We start from the raw sequence: 22,922 nt of genomic DNA, 5'->3' as shown, positions 1-22,922 counted from the left end.
AACTATGAGGCGCTATTGACCAGCACGCCTCGGCCGGTACCGGTCATTTGAACGGATGTCGGTCCTAGCTTTCTCCCGGCTTCCAGTCTGGGCTGAAGCCACCCAGTGTGGGGTGGTACATCTCGTCGCCATCGTGCTGAGTGAACTCGACGTTCAATCGGTCCTCACGTACGCCCAGTAGTTCGATGCAATGAGCGCACAACGCTTTGGCTACCGCCATCCGAAGTTCGGCTGGCCGGCCCCGGCGAATGTCCAACATCAGCAAGGAAACGGGAACAGGAACCTTACCCACTTCGGTGATGCGCCAGATACCGCCTGCGCCCAATTCCCGAATCGCTACGGATATCCGCCGAATATCAACGCTCATCATCGAAGCATAGGTCTCGCACATCCGAGCCGCGAGTTGTTGCTTCAAGTCGTCGGGATAGCTGTCGTTGACGTCGAGTTGCAGGTAAGGCACAGGGTTTCCTTGGAAAATCTAACGCTCGCATTCCGCCAGGGGACAAGAGAAATGATAGCTCTCGCACTCGATGCTATGCACAGTGCGGCCGCGAGGCGCTCGAGCTCGAAGCTCTTCATCGGCAGCAGGTTTGCGCCGCACGTGCGCGCCTCGTCGGCCGGTATTCCTCATTGAGCGCGGAGCCAGGCGGCGGGCAGGCAGAATGCGGCCGAGGCCGTGTGAAAACGCGCTGTGTTGCTGGTCATCTCGGAAGTTGGCGCACCTACCGCATGGGCGATCATTTGCCCATGTAGATTGAACTTGGTATCGATGATGCTGATAGCCACCTGACTCAATAGCCTGATTGAACTCAGGCTTCAGGAGTGCGAACCTTGAAGGTTCGCACCCGCCTTTCCATCGGGCGGGATGCGCGCGGCGCCTCACCTTCGTAAATGCCCACTTATCGTTGGTTGGCGCGTTTGTGGCTGAAAGGTCGCCGATTTTTTGAGCGCACATGTCGGGGGCTGAATTGCAGCGATTACCGACATCTCGGCCTCGCGCGAATGGGTACTTTCGGCCACCATTGGCCAGTCGGATCTGAGGCAGAATTCGCCCGATAGCAGTCATACAAGGCGACGCACTGCGCGACGCCAGTTCGCGAGGAGCGCTGATGGCGGTGGGAGTGACGGTCGGGTCAATCACGGACGAACTGGGTGCGCCGGCGTTCGTCCATTCGTTCTTCTCGACCGTCAGCGCGCACTGCGAACCCAATGGATGGGGCAGTCAGTTCCCTCATCTTATGAAAGAGCTCTACCAAGGGCGCCTAGAACACCGGAACGCCTTGCTAGCGCTCGGAGAACTGCGGCAGGCCAAAGCCACATTGAGCAGCTTGCCTCCCTCAGCGGTGGTGTGGGAAATCGAGAATCGCCAGTCGAGGCCACCTTGGGGAAACAACATCGCGGCAGAAATCACGAGCCTCGGCAACTACTTCGTGTCAAGCGCAGGCCGCGACGTGTTCAGCATCCTCGAGGAAGCCCTCGCGGCTTCGGCCGCGGAACAGCGCGATGCGATTCTCCAGTGACAGGCTTCAACCGGCCGAGGTTGTGTGAAAACACTTCGTTGATCGCTTCGCTCCAAATAAAATCTGCCAACCCGTCAGAGCGAGGTGGCGCATGAAGCGATTCATCGAAGGCGAAGACCGACAGCAGGTCGCGTTGTTGCCGGAATGTCTTGACGACTATATCGGCGAAGACAACCCGGTGCGCGTTGTCGACGTCTTTGTCGAGGAACTGGATCTTCAGGCACTCGGCTTCAAAGGCGCAGACCCCGCTCCACCGGTCGGCCTGCGTACCACCCGGCGGTGCTGCTCAAGCTCTACATCTACGGCTACCTGAACCGCATCCAGTCCAGCCGGCGTCTGGAGTGCGAGGCCCAGCGCAACGTCGAACTAATGTGGCTCACCGGCCGGCTTGCCCCGGACTTCAAGACCATTGCCGACTTCCGTCACGACAACGGGGCGGGCATCCGCAACGTCTGCAAGCGCTTCGTCGGCATGTGCCGGGAGCTCAAGCTGTTCACGCAGGCCATCGTGGCCATCGATGGCAGCAAATTCAAGGCGGTCAGCAGCCGGGACCGCAACGTCACGCCAGCCAAGATCGATGCGCGCCAGCGGCAGATCGAGCAGAGCATCCAGCGCTACCTCGACGCGCTGGAGACCGCCGACCGCACGCAGCCCGCGGAGGTCGAGGCCAAGACCGAGCGGCTGCAGGACAAGATCAAGAGATTGCGCGAGCAGATGCGCCAGCTCGATGAGACCAAGGAGCAACTGAAGCACGAGCCCGACGGCCAGCGCTCCACCACCGATCCCGACTCACGCTCGATGAACTCGCAGGCCAAGGGCTCGGGCCTGGTGGGCTACAACGTGCAAACGACAGTCGATGCCAAGCACCATCTGATCATTGCCCACGAGGTAACGAACATCGGCAATGACCGAGCCCAGCTAAGCAAGATGGCGCAGGCCGCGCGCGAGGCGATGGGTAAAAGCACGGTGCGCGTCTTCGCTGATCGCGGGTACTTCAACGGCACTGAGCTCAAGGCCTGTGAAGACACGGGCATCGCGACTTACGTGCCCAAGCCGATGACCTCGGGCGCCAAGGCCCAGGGGCGCTTCGACAAGAGCGACTTCATCTATATCGCGAAAGATGACGAGTATCAGTGTCCTGCAGGACAACGACTGCGGTGGCATCAGACCACCACGGAACGGGAGATGAACCTGCGGGCTTACTGGACGTCGGTCTGCCCGCAGTGCCCCCTCAAGGCGCAATGCACCACTGGCAAAGAACGACGCGTGAAGCGTTGGGAGCACGAAGCGGTGCTGGAGCGCGTTCAGCAACGGCTTGATCGCAAGCCCGATGCCATGACGCTGCGAAGAAGTACCGTGGAGCATGTGTTCGGTACGCTGAAGCACTGGATGGGATCGACCCACTTCCTCACCAAGACATTGGCGCATGTGAGCGCCGAAATGAGCCTGCACATGCTGGCCTACAACCTCAAGCGAGTGATGAACATACTGGGGATCGCGAGAACAATGAGGGCGATGCAGTTGGCAAGGGCGTGAGCCCTTTTAGTCGCGCTCGCGGCGCAGCGCGGCCAGTGCCTGCATCACTGACTTCGCCGCCGAGTTCCGCGTCTGCAGCGCGCCAGCTTGCATCTGAGTTCGGCATACTCGCACGTCGAGTGCGTTTCCACACAACCTCGGCCATAAGAAGCCGTTCGAAGGCGGCGCTCAATAAGGAATCTCATGGCGACAAAATTGGACCTGTTTGAAGACTTGGCGGGGGCCTTGGACGACTGGGCAGCCTTGGCGTCGGAGGCCCTTACCAATCGGGACACGAAGCTCGATTGGGTCGAAGACGATGTGCCGTACCGGGAGATTCAGAACGCGTTCGCCACGGCGGGTGTGAGCGACGCAACGGTTGCAAAGGTCCTTTCAGAGTGTTTGCGTGGTTATTGCGTTTCGCTTTTGACCGCGCTTGATGGCGGAACGGCCCTCGCGGATAAGGGGCGCATCTATCTGATTGACGAACGAGACAACCATCTGGGCGAAGGCCTACATGATGACTTCGTCGGATACCTCATGGATACTGGGCGCCTCACTTAGGGAAGGTCTGAACAACTCGCAAACGCGAGCCGGCGGCGCACGCGTATGTTGCGATGGTTCGCTGAGTTCATGATGCGATCGCCTCCAGAAGTGGCTTTTGAGGTGCCTCTTAGGCGCTCACGTCGCTTTTGGACGGACTACACCCGTCATCGCCATCAATGGCCTGCGCGCCATCCACAGGTTCGACAGCGCGAACAGCGTCAGCAGATGGGCCGTGTTCTTCTGCAGGCCGCGGAAGCGCACCTTCACCAGGCCGAATTGGCGCTTGATCACGCGGAACGGATGCTCCACTTTCGCGCGGATGCTTGCTTTGCGATGCTCTTGCTTCTGCAGCCGCGTCTTGGCCCTCCCGTCGGGCATCTTGGCGATGTCGCTGGGCCGCGCGGCGATATGCCACTGCAGGTCTTCGCGCTCCACGCGACTCGGGGCGCCTCGATAGCCGGAGTCGGCCCAGACTTGTTGCTCCTTGCCATGCAGGAGATCGGCAACTTGCTCCACGTCGGCCTCATTGGCTGGCGTGGTGGTCACCGTGTGGACCAGCCCGCTGTCAGCGTCCACGCCAATGTGCGCCTTCATTCCGAAGTGCCGCTGGTTCCCCTTCTTGGTCTGGTGCATCTCGGGGTCGCGTTCGCCCTCGGCGTTCTTCGTCGAGCTGGGCGCTGCGATGATCGTTGCGTCCACGATGCTGCCTCGCTTGAGCAGCAGGCCCTTGCGCGCAAGGTGCGCATTGACCTGCTTCAGGATGTCTTCGGCCAAGTCGTATTCCTCCAGCAGCTGCCGGAAGTTCAGGATCGTGGTCTCGTCCGGAATGGGCTCGCTCAGGTTCAGCCCCGCGAAGTTGCGCAGCGAGGCGATCTCATACAGCGCTTCCTCCATCGCTGGATCGCTCAGCGCAAACCAGTTCTGCATCAGGTGCACACGCCGCATAGCTTCAAGCGGATACGGCCTGCGGCCGCGACCGGCCGCCGGATAGAACGGCTCGATGACCTTCAGCAGCGCCTTCCAGGGCACCACCTGTTCCATCTCTTCGAGGAAGACCTCGCGTCTGGTCTTCTTCCTCTTGCCCGCGTACTCCGCGTCCGAAAGCTCAGCTGGCTCATCGCTTCGGCTCCTTTGAGCGATCAACGTCTGGTGGAATGATCGGTGGACTTGTTCAGACCTTCCCTAGCCCTGATGCACGGCAACGGCAACCGAGTGCGCATCAAGCCCTGGCTGGTGCCAATGACGGGGGTGGAGCTGGGCCTGCCGTGCGAGATCCGCAACTACAGCGACTTCTTCATCGGCATCCACCATGCGCACAACACCGGTCGCTTGTCCCGGCCCGACACGCCACTGTTGCCGAACTACCGCTGGGTGCCCATCGGCTACCACGGACGCGCGTCATCCATACAAGTCAGCGGGCGAGATTTCGCGCGGCCCAAGGGGCAGGTCAAGCCCACAGGTGCCGAGGAGCCGTCGATGCAGCCAAGCGCCCGGCTGGATTTTGAGTTGGAGATGGGCATCGTCATTGGCCGAGGCAACGAGCAAGGCGATGCGATCCCCATCGACGAGGCCGAGGAGCACATTGCAGGCCTGACGCTCCTGAACGACTGGAGCGCACGTGATCTCCAAGCTTGGGAAGCGCAGCCACTCGGGCCGTTCCTGGCGAAGAGTTTCGCCACGACGCTGTCGCCATGGATCGTGACGCTGGAGGCCCTGGCGCCATTCCGCACGCCCTTCGTCCGATCGGCCGATGAACCGCAGCCGCTGGCCTACCTGGAGGCCCAAGCGGGGCGTGAACTCGGAGCGATCGATGTGAGGCTCGAGGTCTGGCTACAGACGCCGCAAATGAGGGCTCAGGGGCAGAGCGGGGAATGCATCGTTCGCACCGGCCTCGCCAAGGCGGCGTATTGGACGGTGGCCCAACTGGTGACACATCACACCATCAACGGATGCAACCTGATGTCAGGAGATCTTCTTGGAACGGGGACGCTGTCCGGCGCGGGAACTGGCGAAGCAGCGTGTCTGCTGGAAATCACACAAGGTGGAAGGCATCCACTGCGACTGTCTAACGGCGAAGAACGTCTCTTCCTGCACGATGACGACACAGTCACATTGCGGGGCCGCTGCGAGCAACCGGGCCGCCGTTGGATCGGCTTCGGAGATTGCACAGCGACTGTGCGCAAGGCGAGGCTATAACTTGTCTGGAGAGTTCTTGGACGCCAACTAGCACGCTTACCAAATTTCCGGTCCGGGCCGATAGTACCCGTCCGCACGCTTCGATTGGACATCTGCAACCAGTCTGAACCAGAAGTTCGAGAACGGACTCTTTCGTGCCCAGCGATTTCATGCACCGCAGCAACTGCGTAAACACCATGTCGCTGCAGGGATTGACTCTAGGAGATATCAGGCCGCTGTTGATTTGCTGTTCTCGCTGTCTTGGCGGCGTACTTCAAGGAGCATGTCTTGGGGGCGCTGTCGTCTTGGCAGAGTTCACAGCTCGTTCCTTTGGTGGTCCAAATAGTCCGCCCACGCTTGCAGCATTGACCGGCGTTCGTCGTGATAAGCATGTCGGTTGTAGGCTGCACGCACTCGATTCACTGGCGCATGAGCGAGGCAATGTTCAATCACGTCGACGCTCGCCCCCAGTTTGTTGAAATGCGTACTGAACGCAGCCCGCATGCCGTGTGGGGTGCTTTCGCCGCCGTAGCCGAGACGTTCCAGAACAGCGTTGAGTGACCGATTGGCCATCGGCCTTGTCGGATCAACGCGGTTGGGGAACAGATGAAGGTGTTTGCTGTTGGTGTCTTTGCGCAATTCCTGGAGCAGTTCGACAGCTTGCTCCGAAAGCGGGACCCAGTGTTCCTGTTTCGCTTTCATGCGTGCGGCTGGAATGGTCCATGACTTTCCTTTCAGGTCAAACTCCTTCCATTCGGCCCCGATGACTTCATTCTTTCGGCAGGCCGTCAGAAGAACCATCAACATCGCGATGCGGGTCTCTGGATTGATACGCGACGCATCAAGTGCGCGCAGAAAATTTCCCATGCGCTCTGAAGGCAGCGACAGATGGTGCGTTGACCGCCGTGTGGAGAGTACTCGGCGGGGCGGAGTGGGGTTTGCCGTAAGCAAGCCAACATCAATTGCGTGCTCAAAAATTGCGTCGAGATGGGTGCGCAGATTTCTGGCTGTCTCGGGGGCGCGTTTCTCCACAGTGGTCAGATGAGCGGCTAGCTCTGCGCGCGTAATGCTCGCCACCGGTCGATTCTGAAACTTCGGAAGCAAATCATTCTTCAGCTCGCGCTCGCGTTGCTTGATGGTTGCCGGGCGCAGCCGGCCATCTGTCACCAAGCGCCACGATGTGGCCAAGTTGCCGAAAGTCGATAAATTTGTCTGGAGCTTTTCGCCTTGCCGGTGGTGAACGGGATTGATGCCGTCCGCGACGAGCTTGCGAGCATCTTGGTGCAGCTCACGTGCACGCTTCAGTGTCGTGTCGGGGTAGCGACCCAAAGCCAGCAAGCCTTCGGTTCCGTTCAGCTTGAAGCGGTACCGCCAAAGCTTTGTACCGCTTGGCTGCACAAGCAGGAACAGGCCGCCGGGCTCTACGAGCTTGTAAGGGCGCGGATTTGGCTTGGCGTTTTTTACCCGCGTTTCGGTTAGCGGGCGGCTGTTTTCGCGAAGGGGTATTGCGGTAGTCAAGGTGCTGTGGCGAGGTTCCGTACCCACCAGCATACCCACAAAAAGCTCGGCTACCAAGGAAGTGCGCCAAGATGCAAGGCCGCACAGGAGTGGGTGTAAGTTGTTGTTTTATAAGGTATTTATTTCGGAGAGAGCTATTAAAGAAATTCAAGAAAATCCAAAATGCGGTCAATGCACATTCCAAGTAGCAATTTTCATGAAATATTCTAAGCTGTTGATTTCAAAAAGTTTTTTCCCGTGCTCTCAGCGTCGTTTCGGTCCGTATCTGTCCTATGCTTCGCTGCGCTTTTGCCGTGGGGCACAGAGCTGGCCAGCTTAGCAAAAGCCCTCGAACTCCCCTCGCCGTTGAGGTATCTGTCGGCTGGCGCAGGTGCATTGCCAGGGCGGCGCATCCTTGCACACGAAGCTACTCGCCTTCGGCGCAATGGCAAGCCTTCGGCCCTCGCGCGGGCGACGCAGCCGCAAACCGCTCAATCGTGCACCCTGACTCTGTTTCGCCCCTCTTGCTTGGCAAGGTAGAGCGCTTCGTCCGCGGCTCTCAACAGTTCAAACGGCGTGCCGCCGGGCTGCGGAACCCCGGCTGCTACGCCAAGGCTGACGGACACTGTACCCAGCGCTGACGCCGCATGCGGAATTTGCAAGTCGACCACGGCCAGCCGCGCCCTTTGCGCAACCTCGAGTGCACCTTCGGCGTCCGTCGCAGGCAATAGCAAAACCATTTCTTCGCCCCCGTAGCGTGCGACAAGATCGCCCGAGCGCCACACGGCCGAGCGCAGTGCCTGTGCGACCCGCTGCAAGCAGTCGTCGCCTTCCAGGTGGCCGTACAGATCGTTGTATTTCTTGAACTCGTCAACGTCGACCATGACGACCGCCAGCGCCGTTTGGCTTGCCAGCGCCTGTTGAAAGTTGAGGACCAGGCGGGCGTCGAAGTAGCGGCGGTTGGCCAGGCCCGTCAGTCCGTCTTCCTGCGCAAGATGTTCCAGCCGCTCATTGGCCTCCGTCAATGCGTCCCGGGCATTTCGCAAATGCAGTTCAGCGACCAGTCGTCTGCGCATCGAGCGAATCAGATAGCGGCCCGACACGCCGACGACCAGGCACAAGAGAACCACCCAGGCCGTTTGATAGATCGATGCGGATTTCCATTCCCGCAGCGCCTCGTCCTCGCCCACGGCAACCGTGACGAAGAGCGGATAGTCCAGCAAGTGCTCGAAGCTGATGATCCGTGTCACGCCATCGATCGCTGATCTCCCCTCGACGGTGCCCGAGCGCGCGGCCCGGAAGCGCTGCTGCAACGGAGTGTCCGTATTGCGCCTGCCCAGGTCGGCTTCCCTGAAGGGCCTGCGAACCAGGAGCTGGTCCGTCCCGAACAGCGCAATCGCTCCTTGCTCGCCAATCTGAAAGCGGTCCAGGACGTTCAGCAGGTGCTTGACGCTGAGCGTGACCAGCACCACGCCGGCGAAGTTGCCGTCCGGATCATTGATCCTCCGCGACACCGGAATCACCCACTCGCCCGAAGAGCGGCTCACGATGGGGCCGCTGATCAGCGTGCGCACACTCGGGTTGGTTTTATGGTGAATGAAATACTCGCGGTCCGAATTGTTTCGAGTACCCGCTGGGGATGCATCGGAATAGACCAGCCACCGGCCTTGATCGTCGTAGATGAAGAGTCCCTTGATGGCCTGGACTTCGGAGGCATGGTTCACGAGGACCGGTTGAAGGCGCTGCAGCGTGTCGGGCGTGATGTCCGCACGCTCGAGTTCGAAGACGATGCCCGAGATGATGTGCTCGGCCAGGGCAACGGTGCTGTCGATCTGCTGGCTGACCGCGCGTGCGAGGTTGGAATTCGCCCGCGCGATTTGCTCGTTTTCCGCTGTGCGCGCGCGAATGACCAGCCATGCGTTCATGACCAGCAACGCCACGCACACAAACACTACAAACAAAGTAGTACCGTAGATGACGCGACTTCTTTGCGCGTCTGTTTTGCGGGCAAGAGCGTTCGCGTCGGTCGCCGGCCATGGATCAGTAGAAGTATCCGAAGCAGTCTCGGGCGACGTGGGCGAAAAAACCGTTTTCATCGAAGACCTGACTTCACATGGTCCGCGCAGGCGCAGTACGGAATTGAATTCGTCACTAGGGAGGCCATCTTTTCAATTGGGTGGCAACGCAACCGGTGGCATAGCAAGTTGCCTCTACCGTATTACCGAATACTTTTCGCGGGCTCGCCCCATCAACGCATTCCTGCCAATGCGCGAAGGACCGCTCCCGGCTGCTTGCTGCTGCTTGCCAACTGTAGCCGATGGGTCCGTTGCCCGCACCCCGACGTTCAGGAACGGGTTCGTCTTCGTGCTGCTGAAGCGCGACGCACCGGCCAGTGTTGCGGCATCATGACTCCCCATTGAAAAGGGACTTCATGCGTGTTTTCACATACTCCGTTGCCATCTTTGCATCAGCGATGTTCTCGCATGCTGCTCTGGCGCAACCTGTACGCGCAACCTGCGAAAGCAAGCGCGTGGACATCGCGCGCGACATCGATCACGCCAAGGCCAAGGGCCAAGCAAGCCGCGTACGCGGACTGGAGAAAGCGCTGCGCGAGATGCAGGCCAACTGCAGTGACGCGGAGCTTGAGAAAGAGCACGCAGCGCGCATTGCCCGCCAAGAGGAGAAGATTGCCGACCGACAACGCGACATCGACAAGGCGCGGGAACAGGGCAAGGCCGGCAAGATCGCTGACCGGGAAGCCAAGCTGGCCAAGGAGAAGGCCGAACTCGAGAGGCTGCGTAGCGGAGCGCGCTGAACGCGGATAGGAAGGGGGCGGGCTCCGTCGATCTCCGGCCCCGCCGCCAGGGGAAAATCGCCTGTGCCCAAGTCCGCCCTCCCGCTTTGCCCGAACCTTCAAGCTCTCTCGTGACATTCACCGAACTCCAGGGCTTCATCCTCACGCGCCACTGGCGTGACGCGCCCGCCGGCACGGAGATCGAGTACTGGCTCGCTACCGATGCGGGGCCGAGGAAAGTGGTCCTGACCTCCCGGAGCAGCGTCGCGTTCGTCGCCGCCCGGCACAGGGCGGCGGTCGAAGCCCATCTTGCGGCCATGCCGGGCGCGCAGATGCGCGAGCTCGAGCTCAAGACCTTCCAGCAGGAAGCGGTCCTCGGCGTCTATGCGAAGCACTTCCGCCAGCTCGGCCGGTTGGCACGCGCGCTCCAGGCACAGGACATTCCCCTGCTCGAGGCCGACGTGCGCCCGCACGACCGCTACCTGATGGAACGCTTCATCACCGCCGGCGTGCGGGTGGAAGGAGGGCGGGCAGAGCGCACCACCATCGTCGACTGCAAGCTCAAGCCCGCGCCCGAATTCCGGCCCGTGCTGAAGCTCGTGTCGCTGGACATCGAGACGAGTCAGGACGAAGCGCTCTATTCCATTGCGCTGGACGGCACGCCGGAACGTGTCGTCTTCATGCTGGGCGAACCGCCACAAGGGGTGCCACCCGTATCGGATGAGCCCATGTCCTTCTCGCTCATCTATTGCCCGTCCCGCCAGGCCATGATCGAGAAGCTCAACGATTGGTTCGAGCGGAACGACCCCGACGTCATCATCGGCTGGAACGTCATCCAGTTCGACCTGCGGGTGTTGCAGAAGACAGCCAACGACTGCGGTGTGCAGCTCTTGCTCGGGCGGGAGCGCCGCCCCATCGAATGGCGAACCCATCCGGGCAAGCAGGGCTACCTGTTCGCGCCTACGCCGGGCCGGGTCGTCATCGACGGCATCGACGCGCTCAGGGCCGCGGTGTGGAGCTTCCCGTCCTTCAGCCTCGAGACCGTCTCGCAGACGCTGCTCGGTGAAGGCAAGGCCATCGGCGACGAGTACGACAAGATGGCGGAGATCGAGCGGCGCTACCAGCAAGACAAGCCCGCGCTCGCGCTCTACAACATCCGAGACTGCGAACTGGTCCTGCGCATCTTCGACAAGGCCAGGCTGCTGCAGTTCGTGATGGAGCGGGCCCAGACCACGGGCCTGCAGGCCGACCACTTCGGTGGCTCCATTGCCGCGTTCAGCCATCATTACCTGCCGCGGATGCATCGCCTTGGCTACGTGGCGCCGAATGTGGGCGAGATTCCGAGCAAGGCCTATCCCGGCGGCTACGTGATGGATTCGAAACCGGGGTTCTACGACTCTGTCGTGGTGTTGGACTACAAGAGCCTCTATCCCTCGATCATCCGGACCTTCCTGGTCGATCCGGTGGGGCTCATCGAGGGCTCGAACGCCAGCGAAGAACCGGCCACGCTCGTCAAGGGACCACAGGGGACCGTCTTTTCACGCGACAGGCATTGCCTGCCCGCGATCGTGACCACCCTCTGGCGCGCCCGGGACGAGGCCAAGCGGGCGAAGAACGAACCGCTGTCGCAAGCGCTGAAGCTGCTCATGAACTCCTTCGCCGGCGTGCTGGGCGCGGCCGAGTGCCGGTTCTTCAACCCCAAGCTGGTGTCCGCCATCACCCTTCGCGGGCACGAGATGATGAAGCTCACGCGCGAGTTCGTGGAGAAGCGGGGCTACGAAGCCATCTATGGCGATACCGACTCCATCTTCATCTGGCTCAAGCGCGCCCACACCAACGAGGAGGCGCACGCCGTCGCGACCAGCCTGGCGGCCGACATCAACGGCTGGTGGACGCGCACGCTGCACGAAGAACAGGGCCTGGAGAGCTTTCTCGAGATCGAGGTCGACACCCACTACAAGAAGTTCTTCATGCCCACCATCCGCGGCACGGAGATCGGCAGCAAGAAGCGCTACGCAGGCCTCAGTGCCGATGCCGCGGGCAAGGAGGAGATGGTGTACCGCGGACTGGAAATGGCGCGCAGCGACTGGACCCCGCTGGCGCGGCAGTTCCAGCAGGGCCTGCTTTCACGCATCTTCCAGGGCGAGCCCTACAAGGAGTTCGTGACCGACTATGCGAAGTCGACGCTGGCCGGTGCCAAGGACGACCTGCTCATCTACCGCAAGCGCCTGCGCCATCGGCTCGACGCCTACCTGGTCAACGTGCCGCCGCAGGTCCGGGCCGCGCGCATCGCCGACGAACACAACGGCCGTGTCGGTCGGCCCAAGCAGTATCAGAAAGGCGGCTGGATCCAGTACGTGATGACGCAGAACGGGCCGGAGCCGCTGGAAACCCGCCATTCGCGCATCGACTACGAACACTACCTCACCCGGCAGCTCCAGCCGATTGCCGACGCCATTCTTCAGCCGATGGGGGAAAGCTTCATGGCCTTGACGACTTCGCAACGCGGGCTTTTCTAGACCGGGTCAGGTCTTCCGGGCGCCTGGTCTTCTTGCAATCTTCTCTCCGGAATGGCCTCGGTCCAGGCGGCCACGTCTTCGGCCGTCATGGTGCTGGCAGGGGTGAGGCGGCCGTCCACGTAGCCCAAGTGCTCGATGTCGTGAAGGTATTGCTCGCGCGACAAGAGGGTGCCGGCGCATACGTTCTCGCTCGAGGCCGGCGGCTCTCGCATCTCATCAGCCAGGCGTGCCATCAGCCGGTCCAGCACCCAGCCGGGAATGCGCTGCCGCTCGCGGGGGTAGATGTAGCCGAACAATGTCAGATGGGCCAGCAGCACCCGCCAGTGCGGGCCAAAGCGCTCCAGCAGGCGGGACCAGTCCAGCTGCTCGGCGTTGGCCTGCAGCAGGTGGGCGATGTCGCCGCCGTCGTAGCGCTCGCGCTCCATGATGAAGGCCTTGGACAGCAGGCTGTCCTCCACATTGGCAACGAGCACCGGCACGCCCAGGATTTCGGTGCGGCGGTTGTCGCGGAACCAGCGCTCGTCCACAGGCATGAGACCGTTGCCCGAGTTGAAGATCAGGTCGATGAACTCCTGCCCGTCGTGCACCTTGGCCAGCCAGTGCGGATAGCTCATTTCGGTGCGCCGGCCGTGCTGCCCCATCAGCTGCGCGATGCGTTCGTAGTCCGCGCGGCGGATGAACAGGTCCAGGTCCTTGGTCGATCGGCGGATGCCGGTGTGGCAGGCATGCGCGAAGGCGCCGCCGACCAGGAAAGGAATGCCCGCACCGTTCAGTGCGCACAGCGTCTGCCGGTAGAAGTCGGCCACGCGGGGTTCGACTTCTTCTGCTTCTTCCAGCGAAAGCGCAAGGGCGGTCGTGGGCTCCATTCAGGCAATGTAGGGCCGGCCGGCAGGGGCGCTCCTGGCAAACGGCCCCACCGGTCGTCGGCAAGCGCCTACAGCCGTCGCAGGATGAGGCCGATCACGGTCAGCGGCATCCAGGCGCAGCCTTCTTGCGATGCCCAATCCGAAATCTTCTTCCCATGTCCGGTTCGCCGCGGTCGGCGACATCCATGTCCACAAGGACGCGGCAGGCACGCTGCGCAGCTTCTTCGCGCAGGCCGCCGACGAGGCCGATGCGCTGCTGCTGTGCGGCGATCTCACCGACTACGGCACCGCGGAGGAAGCCAAGGTCCTGGCCGAAGAGCTGGGTGCCGTTCCCATCCCCATCGTTGCCGTCCTGGGCAACCACGACTATGAATCCGGCACGCCCGAACGGGTGACCGAGGCGCTCACGCATGCCGGCGTTTGCGTGCTCGATGGCGCGGCCTGCGAGATCGAAGGCGTGGGCATTGCCGGTGCGAAGGGCTTTGCCGGCGGCTTCGGACGCGGCTCGCTGGGGGCCTGGGGCGAACCGGCGATCAAGCTGTTCGTGCAGGAGGCGCTCAACGAGGCGATGAAGCTGGAGTCGGCGCTGGCCAAGCTGCGCACCCGGCGGCGCATTGCGCTGCTGCACTACGCGCCGATTGCCGGCACAGTGCAGGGCGAGCCGGTGGAGATCTTTCCGTTCCTGGGCAGCAGCCGCCTGGAAGAGCCGCTGCTGCGCTATCCGATGGATGCGGTGTTCCACGGCCACGCGCACCGCGGCACGCTCGAGGGGCGAACCATCAACGGCGTGCCGGTCTACAACGTTGCCAAGCCCCTGCTGCAGCGCAGCCGGCCCGACGCGCCGCCTTTCTTCCTGTACGAGCTGCCGCGCGAGCCGGCCGAGGAAGAAGCGGAACTGGCTTCATGAAACATCCCGAAACCGCGGCAGGCCACGGCATGTAGAACATGTCCTGCATGAGCCATGGCATCCGGCTGGCATGGCGGCTTCCCCGGCCGGGGAAACTTCCGTCTCCAACCCACTTGGAGATCCCGCGATGCCGGACGACATGGAGATCCGCGTCCCACAGGACGATGAGCAAATCGACATCACCGACCTGAAAGAGGTCGACTACTGGACGAAGTGTTTCGGCGTCAGCGAGGCCCGCCTGCGCATGGCGGTCGCATCCGCGGGGACCATGAAGGACGATCTGCGGATCTACCTTGGCCTTCCCTGAAGGCTGAAGGCTGAAGGCCGGGGCTGAACGCAAGGGCCGAGCGGCGCACCGCCGTCCGAACCCCTGATGGCTGCCGAATCGAAGCTTGCGATCTACGGCGCCATCGCGGCCAATGTGGCCATTGCCGCCACCAAGTTCACGGTGGCCGGCATCACCGGCAGTTCGGCCATGCTGTCCGAAGGCATTCATTCGGCGGTCGATACCTTCAACGGCGTTCTGCTGCTGGTGGGCATCCGGCTGAGCCAGCGGCCCGCAACACCCGAGCATCCCTTCGGCCACGGCAAGGAGCTGTACTTCTGGAGCCTGATCGTCGCAGTGCTGATCTTCGGGCTGGGCGGCGGCGTGTCGTTCTACGAGGGCATCCAGCACATCCGCAAGCCGGAGCCGATGCGCGATCCGGGCTGGAACTACTTGGTGCTGGGGCTGGCCGCGTTGTTCGAAGGCGCGAGCTTCCTGGTTGCGCTGCGGCAGTTCCGCGCCCAGTCGCGGGGCACTCCGTTTTGGCGCGCGCTCGGGCAAAGCAAGGACCCCACCACCTACACCGTGCTGGCCGAGGATTCGGCGGCGCTGGCCGGGCTTGCCGTGGCGGCGCTGGGCATCTACTTCAGCCATCGGCTCGGCATGCCGGCGCTGGACGGCGCGGCCTCGGTGGTGATCGGGCTGCTGCTGGCCGGCGTGGCGGTGCTGCTGATCGGCCAGGCCCGCGGGCTGCTGATCGGCGAGGGCATTCGCCCGGAGACCGCGCGCGCCATCCGCAGCCTGGCCATGGAGCAGCCGAGCGTGCAGGACGTCGGCCACGTGCTGTCGATGTACATCGGCCCCGACGAGGTGTTGGCGGTGGTCGACCTGAATTTCAGGGAGGGCACGGCGACCGGCGAGGCCGCCGATGCCATAGCCGCGATCGAGCGCCAGGTACGCGGTCGCTTCCCGATGATCAGGCGGCTCTTCATCGAGGCGAGCGAGGCGCCCGTGGAAGAAGCAGCTTCCGCGCGGGCCGGCGGGATCGTCGGCGTTGGCTGACGATTGCTGCCGCCATTGCCTGAGCGCGCCCGTGCCGCAGGCACTCCACTGTCGGGGCTCATTCAGGAGGTTGCCAGCCATGAACAAGCCACCGCCGAAGCGCCGCGAGCGCTCCCATGACGAACCGGAGATCACCCAGGAAGAATCCGTGCCCACCGATGGCAAGGACACCGAGGGCGAGGAGCTGATGAAGAAGGTCGACAACAAGAAGCTCGAGGACCGGGGTGATGCCGAACGCAAGACACCTGACAAGTCCTGAGGCCTTCCGCAGCCCGCGTACGGCGGCTGCGGCGCAGTGGCGTTGTCTTGTCCCGAAGAAGGGTGATGCCCTACAACCCTGGGGCCACGCCTCTTGATAAAAATCCTTGCGCCAGCAGATCGCAAGCAGAGAACAGGGCAGAAAGGACTGTCTGTCCAACGATGGAGGAAGAAATGAAACTCGACGGCACGGCCTTGCCGTCCGCCCAGGACGGCCTGATGAAAGTCGGTGTTCCCGGCCTCGACGATGTTCTGGGTGGCGGGCTCACGTCCAACCGCCTCTACCTGGTCGAAGGCACGCCCGGTGCCGGCAAGACCACCATCGCGCTTCAATTCCTGATCGAGGGCGCCAGGCGCGGCGAATCGGTGCTGTACGTCACGCTGTCGGAAACAGCGCGCGAGCTCAGGGGCGTGGCGAAATCCCATGGCTGGGACCTGAGCGGCATCGAGGTGCGCGAGATGCTTCCGTCGGAGGCCGCACTCGAGCCCGACGAGCAGTACACGATGTTCCACCCGTCCGAGGTCGAACTCAGCGAGACGACCCTTCGCATCCTCTCGGATGTCGATGTGCTCAAGCCCTCGCGCGTGGTGTTCGACTCGCTGTCCGAACTGCGCCTGCTGGCCGGCAGTTCGCTGCGCTACCGGCGGCAGATCCTCGCGCTCAAGCAGTTCTTTGCCGGCCGCCAATGCACGGTGCTGCTGCTGGACGACATGACTGCCATGAAGCACGACCTGCAGGTGCAGAGCATTGCCCATGCGGTGATCCGGCTCGAGCAGATCAGCTCCGACTACGGCGCCGCGCGGCGCCGGCTCGTGGTCAGCAAGTACCGGGGCCAGCAATTCCGCGGCGGCTACCACGACTACCGCATCGAGCGCGGCGGCCTGCGCGTCTTTCCGCGCCTGGTCGCCTCCGAGCATCCCTCGGCGCCGGCCGTCGTGCAGGCGCGCATTCCCAGCGGTCTGGATGCGCTCGACGCGCTGCTGGGCGGCGGCCTGGAACGCGGCACGAGCACGCTGTTCGTCGGCGCGCCGGGCACGGGAAAGTCGACGGTGGCCGTGCAGTTTGCACTGGCTGCGGCGCAGCGCGGCGAATGCGCGGCCCTCTTCATCTTCGACGAGAGCATCCACACGCTGCGCACGCGCTGCCAAAGCATGGGCATGGACCTGGGGCCGTACATCGAATCCGGCCGCATCAAGGTGCGGCAGGTCGACCCCGCCGAGCTCTCGCCGGGCGAGTTCGTGCACCTGATCCGGCTGGCGGTGGTGGAGTGCGGTGCGGCGGTGGTGGTGATCGACAGCCTCAACGGCTACCTCAACGCCATGCCGGACGAGCGCTTCCTGATCGTGCAGTTGCACGAGCTTCTTTCCTACCTGGGCCAGGCCGGCGTCGCCACGTTGCTGGTGGGCGCGCAGCATGGCCTCATCGGCATGCAGATGAAGACGCCCGTGGATGCGAGCTACCTGGCGGACGCGGTGGTGCTGCTTCGCTACTTCGAGCTGGCGGGCGAAGTGCGCCAGGCGATCTCGGTGCTGAAGAAGCGCGGCGGTGCGCACGAGCGCAGCATCCGCGATTTCTCGATGACCGCCACAGGCCTCAAGGTCGGCGAGCCGCTGCGTCATTTCAGGGGCATCCTGACGGGCATCCCCATTCCCATCGACGGCGCGCAGCACGCATCGTGAGCCCGCCCGCCGCATCCGCCGAGCAGCGCATCCTGTTGCGGACCGCAACCTCCAGGGACGCCCTCATGGCAAGCGCCGTACTGGCCCGCGCACAGATTGCGGCCCACACCTGCGACAGCCTCTGCGAGCTCGTGCGGGGGCTGGGGGAAGGCGCCGGCGCCATCATGCTGGCGGAAGAAGTGCTGGCCGATCCGGCCGCGGCCGCGCTGGCCGAAGCGCTGGGCTCGCAGCCTCCGTGGTCCGATCTGCCGGTGCTCGTTCTTGCGCGCCAGGGCGCGGACTCGCCCGTCATCGCCAAGGCCATGGACCGGCTCGCGAACGTCACCGTGATCGAGCGGCCGATGCGCGTGGCCTCGCTGATCAGCACGGTCCGCGCGGCGCTCAGGGCGCGCAACCGGCAGTACCAGCTGCGCGAGCTGCTCGACGGCCTGCGCGAATCGGACCAGCGCAAGACAGAGTTCCTTGCAACGCTGGCGCATGAGTTGCGCAACCCGCTCGCGCCGATGAGCACCGCGCTCGCGCTCCTGACGCGAAAGCCGCACGAGCCCGCGGAAGCCCGGCGCTACTACGAGCTCATGGGGAGGCAGATCGATCACATGGTGCGGCTCGTGAACGACCTGATGGAGGTCTCGCGCATCACGCGCGGCAAGATCGAGCTGCGCATGGAGGCGGTGGCGCTCGAAGCGGTGATCGAGGACGCCATTGAGCTGAGCCGGCCGCTGCTCGAAGGCGCCAGGCACACGCTGAGCACGCAGCTGTGCACCGAGCCGGTCGTCGTGCGAGGCGACGGCGTTCGCCTGACGCAGGTGTTCTCCAACCTGCTCAACAACGCCGCCAAGTACACCGCGCCCGGCGGAAAGATCCGCATCGTGCTGCGCCAGGAAGGGCGCGACGCCGTGGTCGAGGTCTGGGACAACGGCACCGGCATTGCGCCGGACATGCTGAAGTCGATCTTCGAGATGTTCGTGCAGGTGAGCGGCACCTCCAAGGCGGCGCAGGGCGGCCTGGGCATCGGCCTCACGCTGGTGAAGAGCCTGGTCGAGCTTCATGGCGGCAGCGTCGAGGCAACCAGCGCGGGCCTGGGCCAGGGCGCGATGTTCTGCGTGCGCCTGCCGCTCGCCCGCGTCGAGGCCGGCGTGCCGCAGTCGCCGGCACCGGCCGTTCGCGGCTGGCCGGCCTCGCTGCCGGGCACGGTGCTGATCGTCGACGACAACAGGGATGCGGCCGATGCGCTGGGCGAGCTGCTGCGCTCGATGGGCGCAACCACGCGCGTGGCCTACAGCGGAGATGCCGCGCTGCGCATGATGGCCGACGGTCCGCCGCCCGGGCTCGCGATCCTCGACATCGGCATGCCGGGCATGGACGGCTGCGAGCTTGCAACGCGGCTGCGCGCCGACCCCGCGCTGGCCGGCTTGATCCTCGTCGCGCTGACCGGCTGGGGCCAGCACGGCGACAAGGAGCGCATTGCGATGGCCGGGTTCGACCACCATCTGCTCAAGCCGCTCGACCTGCCGGCGCTGATTTCCACCCTGGTGCCGCCATGAACCACGACGCGACCACGCTTTCGGCCGCGGACCCGCCGACCGGCAGGCCATCGCTCTGGCGCCGCTGCCGCCGATGGCTGCTGCCGCTGCTGGGACTCGCGGTGCTGGGCCTGCTGCTGTCGCATGCGCACAAGGTCGACTGGGCCGGCGCATGGGAGGCCCTGCAGCGCTATCCGGCGATGCTGCTGCTGGGGGTCTGGGCCATCGCAACCGCGAGCCATGCGCTCTACGGATGCTTCGACCTCATCGGCCGGCGGCACACGCGCCACCGGGTGCCGCGCTGGCGCACCTGGGCCATTGCGGTGACGAGCTATGCCTTCAATCTCAACCTGGGTTCGCTGGTCGGCGGCATTGCGATGCGCGCCCGGCTCTATGTGCGCGCCGGCCTCGACGAAGCGGCGGTGGCGCAGGTGGTCGGCGTGAGCCTGGCCACCAACTGGCTCGGCTACGGGCTGCTGGCCGGCGGCCTGTTTGCCGCCGGCGTCATCACGCCGCCGCGCCAGGCGGGCATCGGGGCGGACGCGTTGCGCGCGCTGGGCGTGCTGATGATTCTTCTCGCGGCAGCGTACGTGGTGGCCTGTGCCTTTTCGCGCGGGCGGCAGTGGCAGGTGAGGGGGCGGCGGGTGAGGCTCCCCTCGGCGCAGCTTGCGGTCGTCCAGCTCACGCTCTCCACCGCCAACTGGGCATTGATGGGCTGCGCGATGTACCTGCTCTTGGGCCGGCAGGTGCCGTACGCCACCACGCTGAGCGTGCTGCTTGCCGCGTCCATCGTCGGCGTGATCACGCCGATTCCGGCCGGGCTCGGCGTGCTCGAGGCCGTCTACCTGGCGCTGCTCTCGGGCACCGTGCGCCAGGGCGCGCTGATGGGGGCCGTGCTGGCCTATCGCGCGCTCTACTACCTGCTGCCGCTGATCGGCGGCCTGGTGCTCTACCTGCTGCTCGAACGCTACGCGGCAAGCCATCCGCTGGACACGGAGGCCGACACACCATGGCGCGCACAAACCCCCTGAAGCGCTACAAGGAAAAGCGCAACTTCGGCGCCACGCCCGAGCCCGAGGAGGGCGGCGCATCGGCGCCCGGCGTGCTGCAGTTCGTGGTGCAGAAGCACTGGGCCACCCGGCTGCACTACGACTTCCGAATCGAGCTCGATGGCGCCATGAAGAGCTGGGCAGTGCCCAAGGGCCCCAGCTACGACACGCACGACAAGCGCATGGCCGTGCATGTGGAGGACCATCCCATCGCCTACAACCAGTTCGAGGGCGAGATCCCGCCCCGGCAGTACGGCGCTGGCAAGGTGATCATCTGGGACAAGGGCAGCTGGACGCCCATCGGCGATCCGCGCAAGGGCTACAAGGCGGGGCGTCTCAAGTTCGAGCTGCACGGCTACAAGCTGCGCGGCAAGTGGACCCTGGTGCGCATGCACGGCAAGGCCGATGGCAAGCAGGACGCGTGGCTGCTGATCAAGGAGCACGACGAGTACGCCCGCCCGGCTGCGGAGTTCAGCGTGGTCGACCAGTTCCCGGACAGCGTGGCGCAGATGCCGATGCCCGCTGCGGCGATCTCGGCGCCCGCTGAGGCGCCGCCCGCGCCGGCCAAAAGGCGCGGCAAGGCATCGGCCAGCGGCATGCCCGCCGATGCGGTGAAGGCCGCCATGCCCGCCAAGCTCTCGCCGCTGCTCGCCACGCTGGTCGATGGCCCGCCGCCCGACCCCGAGAACTGGTTCTACGAGATCAAGTTCGACGGCTACCGCCTGCTCGCGCGCATCGATGCCAAAGGCGGCGTGCAGCTGCTCACGCGCAACGGCCATGACTGGAGCGGCCGCATGCCGCACCTGGTGCGCGCGATCGAGCGCATGAAGCTGAAGCCCGGCTGGCTCGATGGCGAGATCGTGGTGCTCAACGAGTCCGGCGGCACGGACTTCCAGGCCCTGCAGAACGCCTTCGACAGCGAGAACACGCGCAACATCATCTACTTCCTGTTCGACCTGCCGTACCACGGCGGCTTCGATCTCACCGGCGTGCCGCTGGTCGAGCGGCGCCGTCTGCTGCAGGCGCTGCTTGCCAAGGCACCGCCCGAAATCCGCTTCAGCGAGATCTTCGATGCGCCGCCCGAGGACATCGTCGCCTCGGCCTGCAAGATCGGTCTCGAAGGCGTGATCGGAAAGCGCAAGAACAGCGTCTATGCCTCGCGCCGCTCGCCCGACTGGATCAAGCTCAAATGCTCGCAGCGGCAGGAGTTCGTCATCGGCGGCTACACCGATCCCAAGGGCTCGCGCGTGGGCATCGGCGCACTGCTGATCGGTGTGCATGACGACAAGGGCGACCTTGTCTACGCCGGCGCGGTGGGCGCGGGCTTCAACGGACGAACGCTCGCCGACATGCTCGAGAGGCTGAAGCCGCTCGGCATCGACCAGCGGCCGTTCAAGAACCCGACCGAGAACGACCGCCGCGCGCACTGGGTCAAGCCGGTGCTGCTGGCCGAGGTCACGTTTTCCGAATGGACGAAGGACGGCCACGTGCGGCATCCGGTGTTCCACAGCGTGCGTTCGGACAAGCCCGCCAAGGCCATCATTCGAGAGAAGCCGGTGCACCAGGCGGGCGCCGACCGCGAAACGGAGCCCGAGCCCGAACCCGCCGCCACCATGCCCGCCAACTTCAAGGTCTCGCACGCCGACCGCGTGGTCGATCCGTCGACCGGCATCACCAAGGTGGAGGTGGTGCGCTTCTACGGCCTGGTCGCGCCGCTGATGATGCCGCACCTCAAGGGCCGGCCCGTGTCGTTCGTGCGCGCGCCGCAGGGCATCAAGGGGCAGCTCTTCTTCCAGAAGCATCTCGAGCTGGGGCAGATGGCCGGCGTGCGGCAGCTCGATGCGGCGCTGTGGCCGGAGCACCCCGAGCTGATCGAGGTGGCGGGCCCGCTCGGGCTGCTGAGTGCGGCGCAGATGAACGTCATCGAGTTCCATACCTGGAACGGCGTGAAGACGCTCATCGGCAAGCCCGACCGCATGACCTTCGACCTCGACCCGGGGGAGGGCGTTGGCTGGCCCATGGTGCTGCAAGCAGCGGAGCTGATGCGCGTGGTGCTCGACGAACTGGACCTGGCGCCGTTCTGCAAGACCAGCGGCGGCAAGGGGCTGCACGTGGTGGTGCCGCTCAGGCGGCAGTACGACTGGGACACCATCAAGGATTTCTCGCAGGCCATCGTGCGTCACATGGCGCGCACCCTGCCGCAGATGTTCGTCGCCAAGAGCGGGCCGAGCAACCGCGTCGGCCGCATCTTCATCGACTACCTGCGCAACGGCTTCGGCGCGACCACCATCTGCGCCTGGTCGGTGCGGGCGCGCCCCGGCATGGGCGTGTCGGTGCCGGTAGATTGGCAGGAGGTTCCCACGCTCGCGAGCGGTGCGCAGTGGACCTTGCGGAACATCCATGCCCGGCTCGACCGCGGCAACGATCCTTGGGCCGGATACGAAAAGGCTGCAAAGAGTCCGGGAGCCGCGATGAAGCTGCTGGGCTTCAGAGTTCGATGAAGGCCGAGGTGGCCTTGTTCAGCGCCAGCTTGCCCTTGGCGGTGATCGATTCCACCTGGGCGAGCTGGCGTATCGCCCGGTCGTCCGGCGCATGGCTGGACGGCGGGATGAAAGCGGTCACCAGCTCGGCCGCACGCAGCACGCGCAGCCTGTCAATGTCGGCTGGCGTGTGGACGACGTATGGCAATTTCTGCTCGGCGATGACCCGAAGAAACTCCATGGACATGAGCCGTCTCCTTGTCTGG

General features: G+C 64.2%; 19 protein-coding genes and 1 pseudogene. 14 read left to right on the top strand and 6 right to left on the bottom strand.

The genetic code is table 11. From position 1 onward, the window contains the following. Positions 1–64: 64 nt before the first annotated feature. The gene (locus L1081_RS11985; protein ID WP_489416595.1) at positions 65–460 is read right to left on the bottom strand and encodes a tautomerase family protein; all 396 of its coding nucleotides are present in this window, start codon (positions 458–460) and stop codon (positions 65–67) included. A gap of 649 nt (positions 461–1,109) precedes the next feature. On the opposite strand from L1081_RS11985, the gene L1081_RS11980 reads away from it, so the two are divergent. The 3 genes and pseudogenes from L1081_RS11980 to L1081_RS11970 all read left to right on the top strand — a co-directional run bounded on the left by L1081_RS11980 (position 1,110) and on the right by L1081_RS11970 (position 3,599). Next, a complete protein-coding gene (locus L1081_RS11980) occupies positions 1,110–1,520 on the top strand; it encodes an Imm70 family immunity protein (protein WP_489416594.1) in 411 nt (136 codons plus the stop codon). 91 nt (positions 1,521–1,611) lie between these two features. Further along, positions 1,612–3,056, top strand: a pseudogene (locus L1081_RS11975) (IS1182 family transposase). Positions 3,057–3,239: 183 nt separating this feature from the next. Then, on the top strand, positions 3,240–3,599 hold the full coding sequence (locus L1081_RS11970) for a hypothetical protein (protein ID WP_489416593.1): 360 nt from the start codon (positions 3,240–3,242) through the stop codon (positions 3,597–3,599). Positions 3,600–3,716: 117 nt separating this feature from the next. Here the strand turns inward: L1081_RS11970 and L1081_RS11965 are convergent, their stop codons facing one another. After that, positions 3,717–4,721: an IS5 family transposase gene (locus tag L1081_RS11965; RefSeq protein ID WP_489416769.1), complete on the bottom strand. Its 1,005-nt coding sequence runs from the start codon at positions 4,719–4,721 to the stop codon at positions 3,717–3,719. A gap of 51 nt (positions 4,722–4,772) precedes the next feature. On the opposite strand from L1081_RS11965, the gene fahA reads away from it, so the two are divergent. Next, positions 4,773–5,777: a fumarylacetoacetase gene (gene fahA, locus L1081_RS11960; protein WP_489416592.1), complete on the top strand. Its 1,005-nt coding sequence runs from the start codon at positions 4,773–4,775 to the stop codon at positions 5,775–5,777. Between the two features lie 294 nt (positions 5,778–6,071). Here the strand turns inward: fahA and L1081_RS11955 are convergent, their stop codons facing one another. Beyond that, positions 6,072–7,331: a tyrosine-type recombinase/integrase gene (locus tag L1081_RS11955; RefSeq protein ID WP_489416591.1), complete on the bottom strand. Its 1,260-nt coding sequence runs from the start codon at positions 7,329–7,331 to the stop codon at positions 6,072–6,074. 413 nt (positions 7,332–7,744) lie between these two features. Next, on the bottom strand, positions 7,745–9,349 hold the full coding sequence (locus L1081_RS11950) for a diguanylate cyclase (RefSeq protein ID WP_489416590.1): 1,605 nt from the start codon (positions 9,347–9,349) through the stop codon (positions 7,745–7,747). Between the two features lie 434 nt (positions 9,350–9,783). On the opposite strand from L1081_RS11950, the gene L1081_RS11945 reads away from it, so the two are divergent. Both L1081_RS11945 and L1081_RS11940 read left to right on the top strand, forming a co-directional pair. Beyond that, complete coding sequence (locus L1081_RS11945; RefSeq protein WP_489416589.1) at positions 9,784–10,068, top strand: DUF1090 family protein; 285 nt, start codon at positions 9,784–9,786, stop codon at positions 10,066–10,068. Between the two features lie 110 nt (positions 10,069–10,178). Beyond that, positions 10,179–12,566: a DNA polymerase II gene (locus tag L1081_RS11940; RefSeq protein ID WP_489416588.1), complete on the top strand. Its 2,388-nt coding sequence runs from the start codon at positions 10,179–10,181 to the stop codon at positions 12,564–12,566. Here L1081_RS11940 and L1081_RS11935 read toward each other — a convergent pair. Then, positions 12,563–13,432 (bottom strand): nucleotidyltransferase, encoded by an 870-nt coding sequence (locus L1081_RS11935; RefSeq protein WP_489416587.1) that lies wholly within the window; start codon positions 13,430–13,432, stop codon positions 12,563–12,565. The genes L1081_RS11940 and L1081_RS11935 overlap by 4 nt on opposite strands. A 130-nt stretch (positions 13,433–13,562) precedes the next feature. Between L1081_RS11935 and L1081_RS11930 the strand changes: the two genes are divergently transcribed. The 8 genes from L1081_RS11930 to ligD all read left to right on the top strand — a co-directional run bounded on the left by L1081_RS11930 (position 13,563) and on the right by ligD (position 22,677). After that, positions 13,563–14,339 (top strand): metallophosphoesterase, encoded by a 777-nt coding sequence (locus L1081_RS11930; RefSeq protein ID WP_489416586.1) that lies wholly within the window; start codon positions 13,563–13,565, stop codon positions 14,337–14,339. Between the two features lie 127 nt (positions 14,340–14,466). Continuing rightward, positions 14,467–14,646 carry a DUF3606 domain-containing protein gene (locus tag L1081_RS11925; protein ID WP_489416585.1) on the top strand — a complete coding sequence of 60 codons (180 nt, stop codon included), beginning with the start codon at positions 14,467–14,469 and terminating at the stop codon, positions 14,644–14,646. Between the two features lie 66 nt (positions 14,647–14,712). Next, entirely contained in the window at positions 14,713–15,666 is a 954-nt protein-coding gene (locus tag L1081_RS11920; RefSeq protein WP_489416584.1) for a cation diffusion facilitator family transporter, read from the top strand. 79 nt (positions 15,667–15,745) lie between these two features. Beyond that, positions 15,746–15,925, top strand: coding sequence for a hypothetical protein (locus L1081_RS11915; RefSeq protein WP_489416583.1), 180 nt, complete (start codon positions 15,746–15,748; stop codon positions 15,923–15,925). 173 nt (positions 15,926–16,098) lie between these two features. Continuing rightward, positions 16,099–17,604 (top strand): ATPase domain-containing protein, encoded by a 1,506-nt coding sequence (locus tag L1081_RS11910; RefSeq protein WP_489416582.1) that lies wholly within the window; start codon positions 16,099–16,101, stop codon positions 17,602–17,604. Between the two features lie 65 nt (positions 17,605–17,669). Then, a complete protein-coding gene (locus L1081_RS11905; protein WP_489416581.1) occupies positions 17,670–19,148 on the top strand; it encodes an ATP-binding protein in 1,479 nt (492 codons plus the stop codon). Beyond that, the gene (locus L1081_RS11900) at positions 19,145–20,158 is read left to right on the top strand and encodes a lysylphosphatidylglycerol synthase domain-containing protein (RefSeq protein ID WP_489416580.1); all 1,014 of its coding nucleotides are present in this window, start codon (positions 19,145–19,147) and stop codon (positions 20,156–20,158) included. Before L1081_RS11905 ends, L1081_RS11900 begins: the two co-directional genes overlap by 4 nt. Continuing rightward, positions 20,137–22,677, top strand: a complete 2,541-nt coding sequence (gene ligD / locus L1081_RS11895) for a DNA ligase D (RefSeq protein ID WP_489416579.1) — start codon at positions 20,137–20,139, stop codon at positions 22,675–22,677. Before L1081_RS11900 ends, ligD begins: the two co-directional genes overlap by 22 nt. Here the strand turns inward: ligD and L1081_RS11890 are convergent. After that, positions 22,664–22,903, bottom strand: a complete 240-nt coding sequence (locus tag L1081_RS11890) for a hypothetical protein (protein ID WP_145741851.1) — start codon at positions 22,901–22,903, stop codon at positions 22,664–22,666. The genes ligD and L1081_RS11890 overlap by 14 nt on opposite strands. Between the last annotated feature and the right edge of the window lie 19 nt (positions 22,904–22,922).

It is taken from the genome of Variovorax sp. MSC1_012 (assembly GCF_023667525.1).
GTDB classification, from domain to species: domain Bacteria; phylum Pseudomonadota; class Gammaproteobacteria; order Burkholderiales; family Burkholderiaceae_C; genus Variovorax; species Variovorax beijingensis_B.
This window is presented reverse-complemented; position numbering and strand designations above follow the sequence as displayed.

Bases quoted from the DNA above. Each gene is read 5' to 3' on its own strand.
- L1081_RS11980 (WP_489416594.1), top strand. From the start codon at position 1,110: ATGGCGGTGGGAGTGACGGTCGGGTCAATCACGGACGAACTGGGTGCG.
- L1081_RS11970 (WP_489416593.1), top strand. From the start codon at position 3,240: ATGGCGACAAAATTGGACCTGTTTGAAGACTTGGCGGGGGCCTTGGAC.
- fahA (WP_489416592.1), top strand. From the start codon at position 4,773: ATGCACGGCAACGGCAACCGAGTGCGCATCAAGCCCTGGCTGGTGCCA.
- L1081_RS11950 (WP_489416590.1), bottom strand. From the start codon at position 9,349: ATGAAAACGGTTTTTTCGCCCACGTCGCCCGAGACTGCTTCGGATACT.
- L1081_RS11935 (WP_489416587.1), bottom strand. From the start codon at position 13,432: ATGGAGCCCACGACCGCCCTTGCGCTTTCGCTGGAAGAAGCAGAAGAA.
- L1081_RS11930 (WP_489416586.1), top strand. From the start codon at position 13,563: ATGCCCAATCCGAAATCTTCTTCCCATGTCCGGTTCGCCGCGGTCGGC.
- L1081_RS11925 (WP_489416585.1), top strand. From the start codon at position 14,467: ATGCCGGACGACATGGAGATCCGCGTCCCACAGGACGATGAGCAAATC.
- L1081_RS11920 (WP_489416584.1), top strand. From the start codon at position 14,713: ATGGCTGCCGAATCGAAGCTTGCGATCTACGGCGCCATCGCGGCCAAT.
- L1081_RS11915 (WP_489416583.1), top strand. From the start codon at position 15,746: ATGAACAAGCCACCGCCGAAGCGCCGCGAGCGCTCCCATGACGAACCG.
- L1081_RS11910 (WP_489416582.1), top strand. From the start codon at position 16,099: ATGAAACTCGACGGCACGGCCTTGCCGTCCGCCCAGGACGGCCTGATG.
- L1081_RS11905 (WP_489416581.1), top strand. From the start codon at position 17,670: ATGGCAAGCGCCGTACTGGCCCGCGCACAGATTGCGGCCCACACCTGC.
- L1081_RS11900 (WP_489416580.1), top strand. From the start codon at position 19,145: ATGAACCACGACGCGACCACGCTTTCGGCCGCGGACCCGCCGACCGGC.
- ligD (WP_489416579.1), top strand. From the start codon at position 20,137: ATGGCGCGCACAAACCCCCTGAAGCGCTACAAGGAAAAGCGCAACTTC.
- L1081_RS11890 (WP_145741851.1), bottom strand. From the start codon at position 22,903: ATGTCCATGGAGTTTCTTCGGGTCATCGCCGAGCAGAAATTGCCATAC.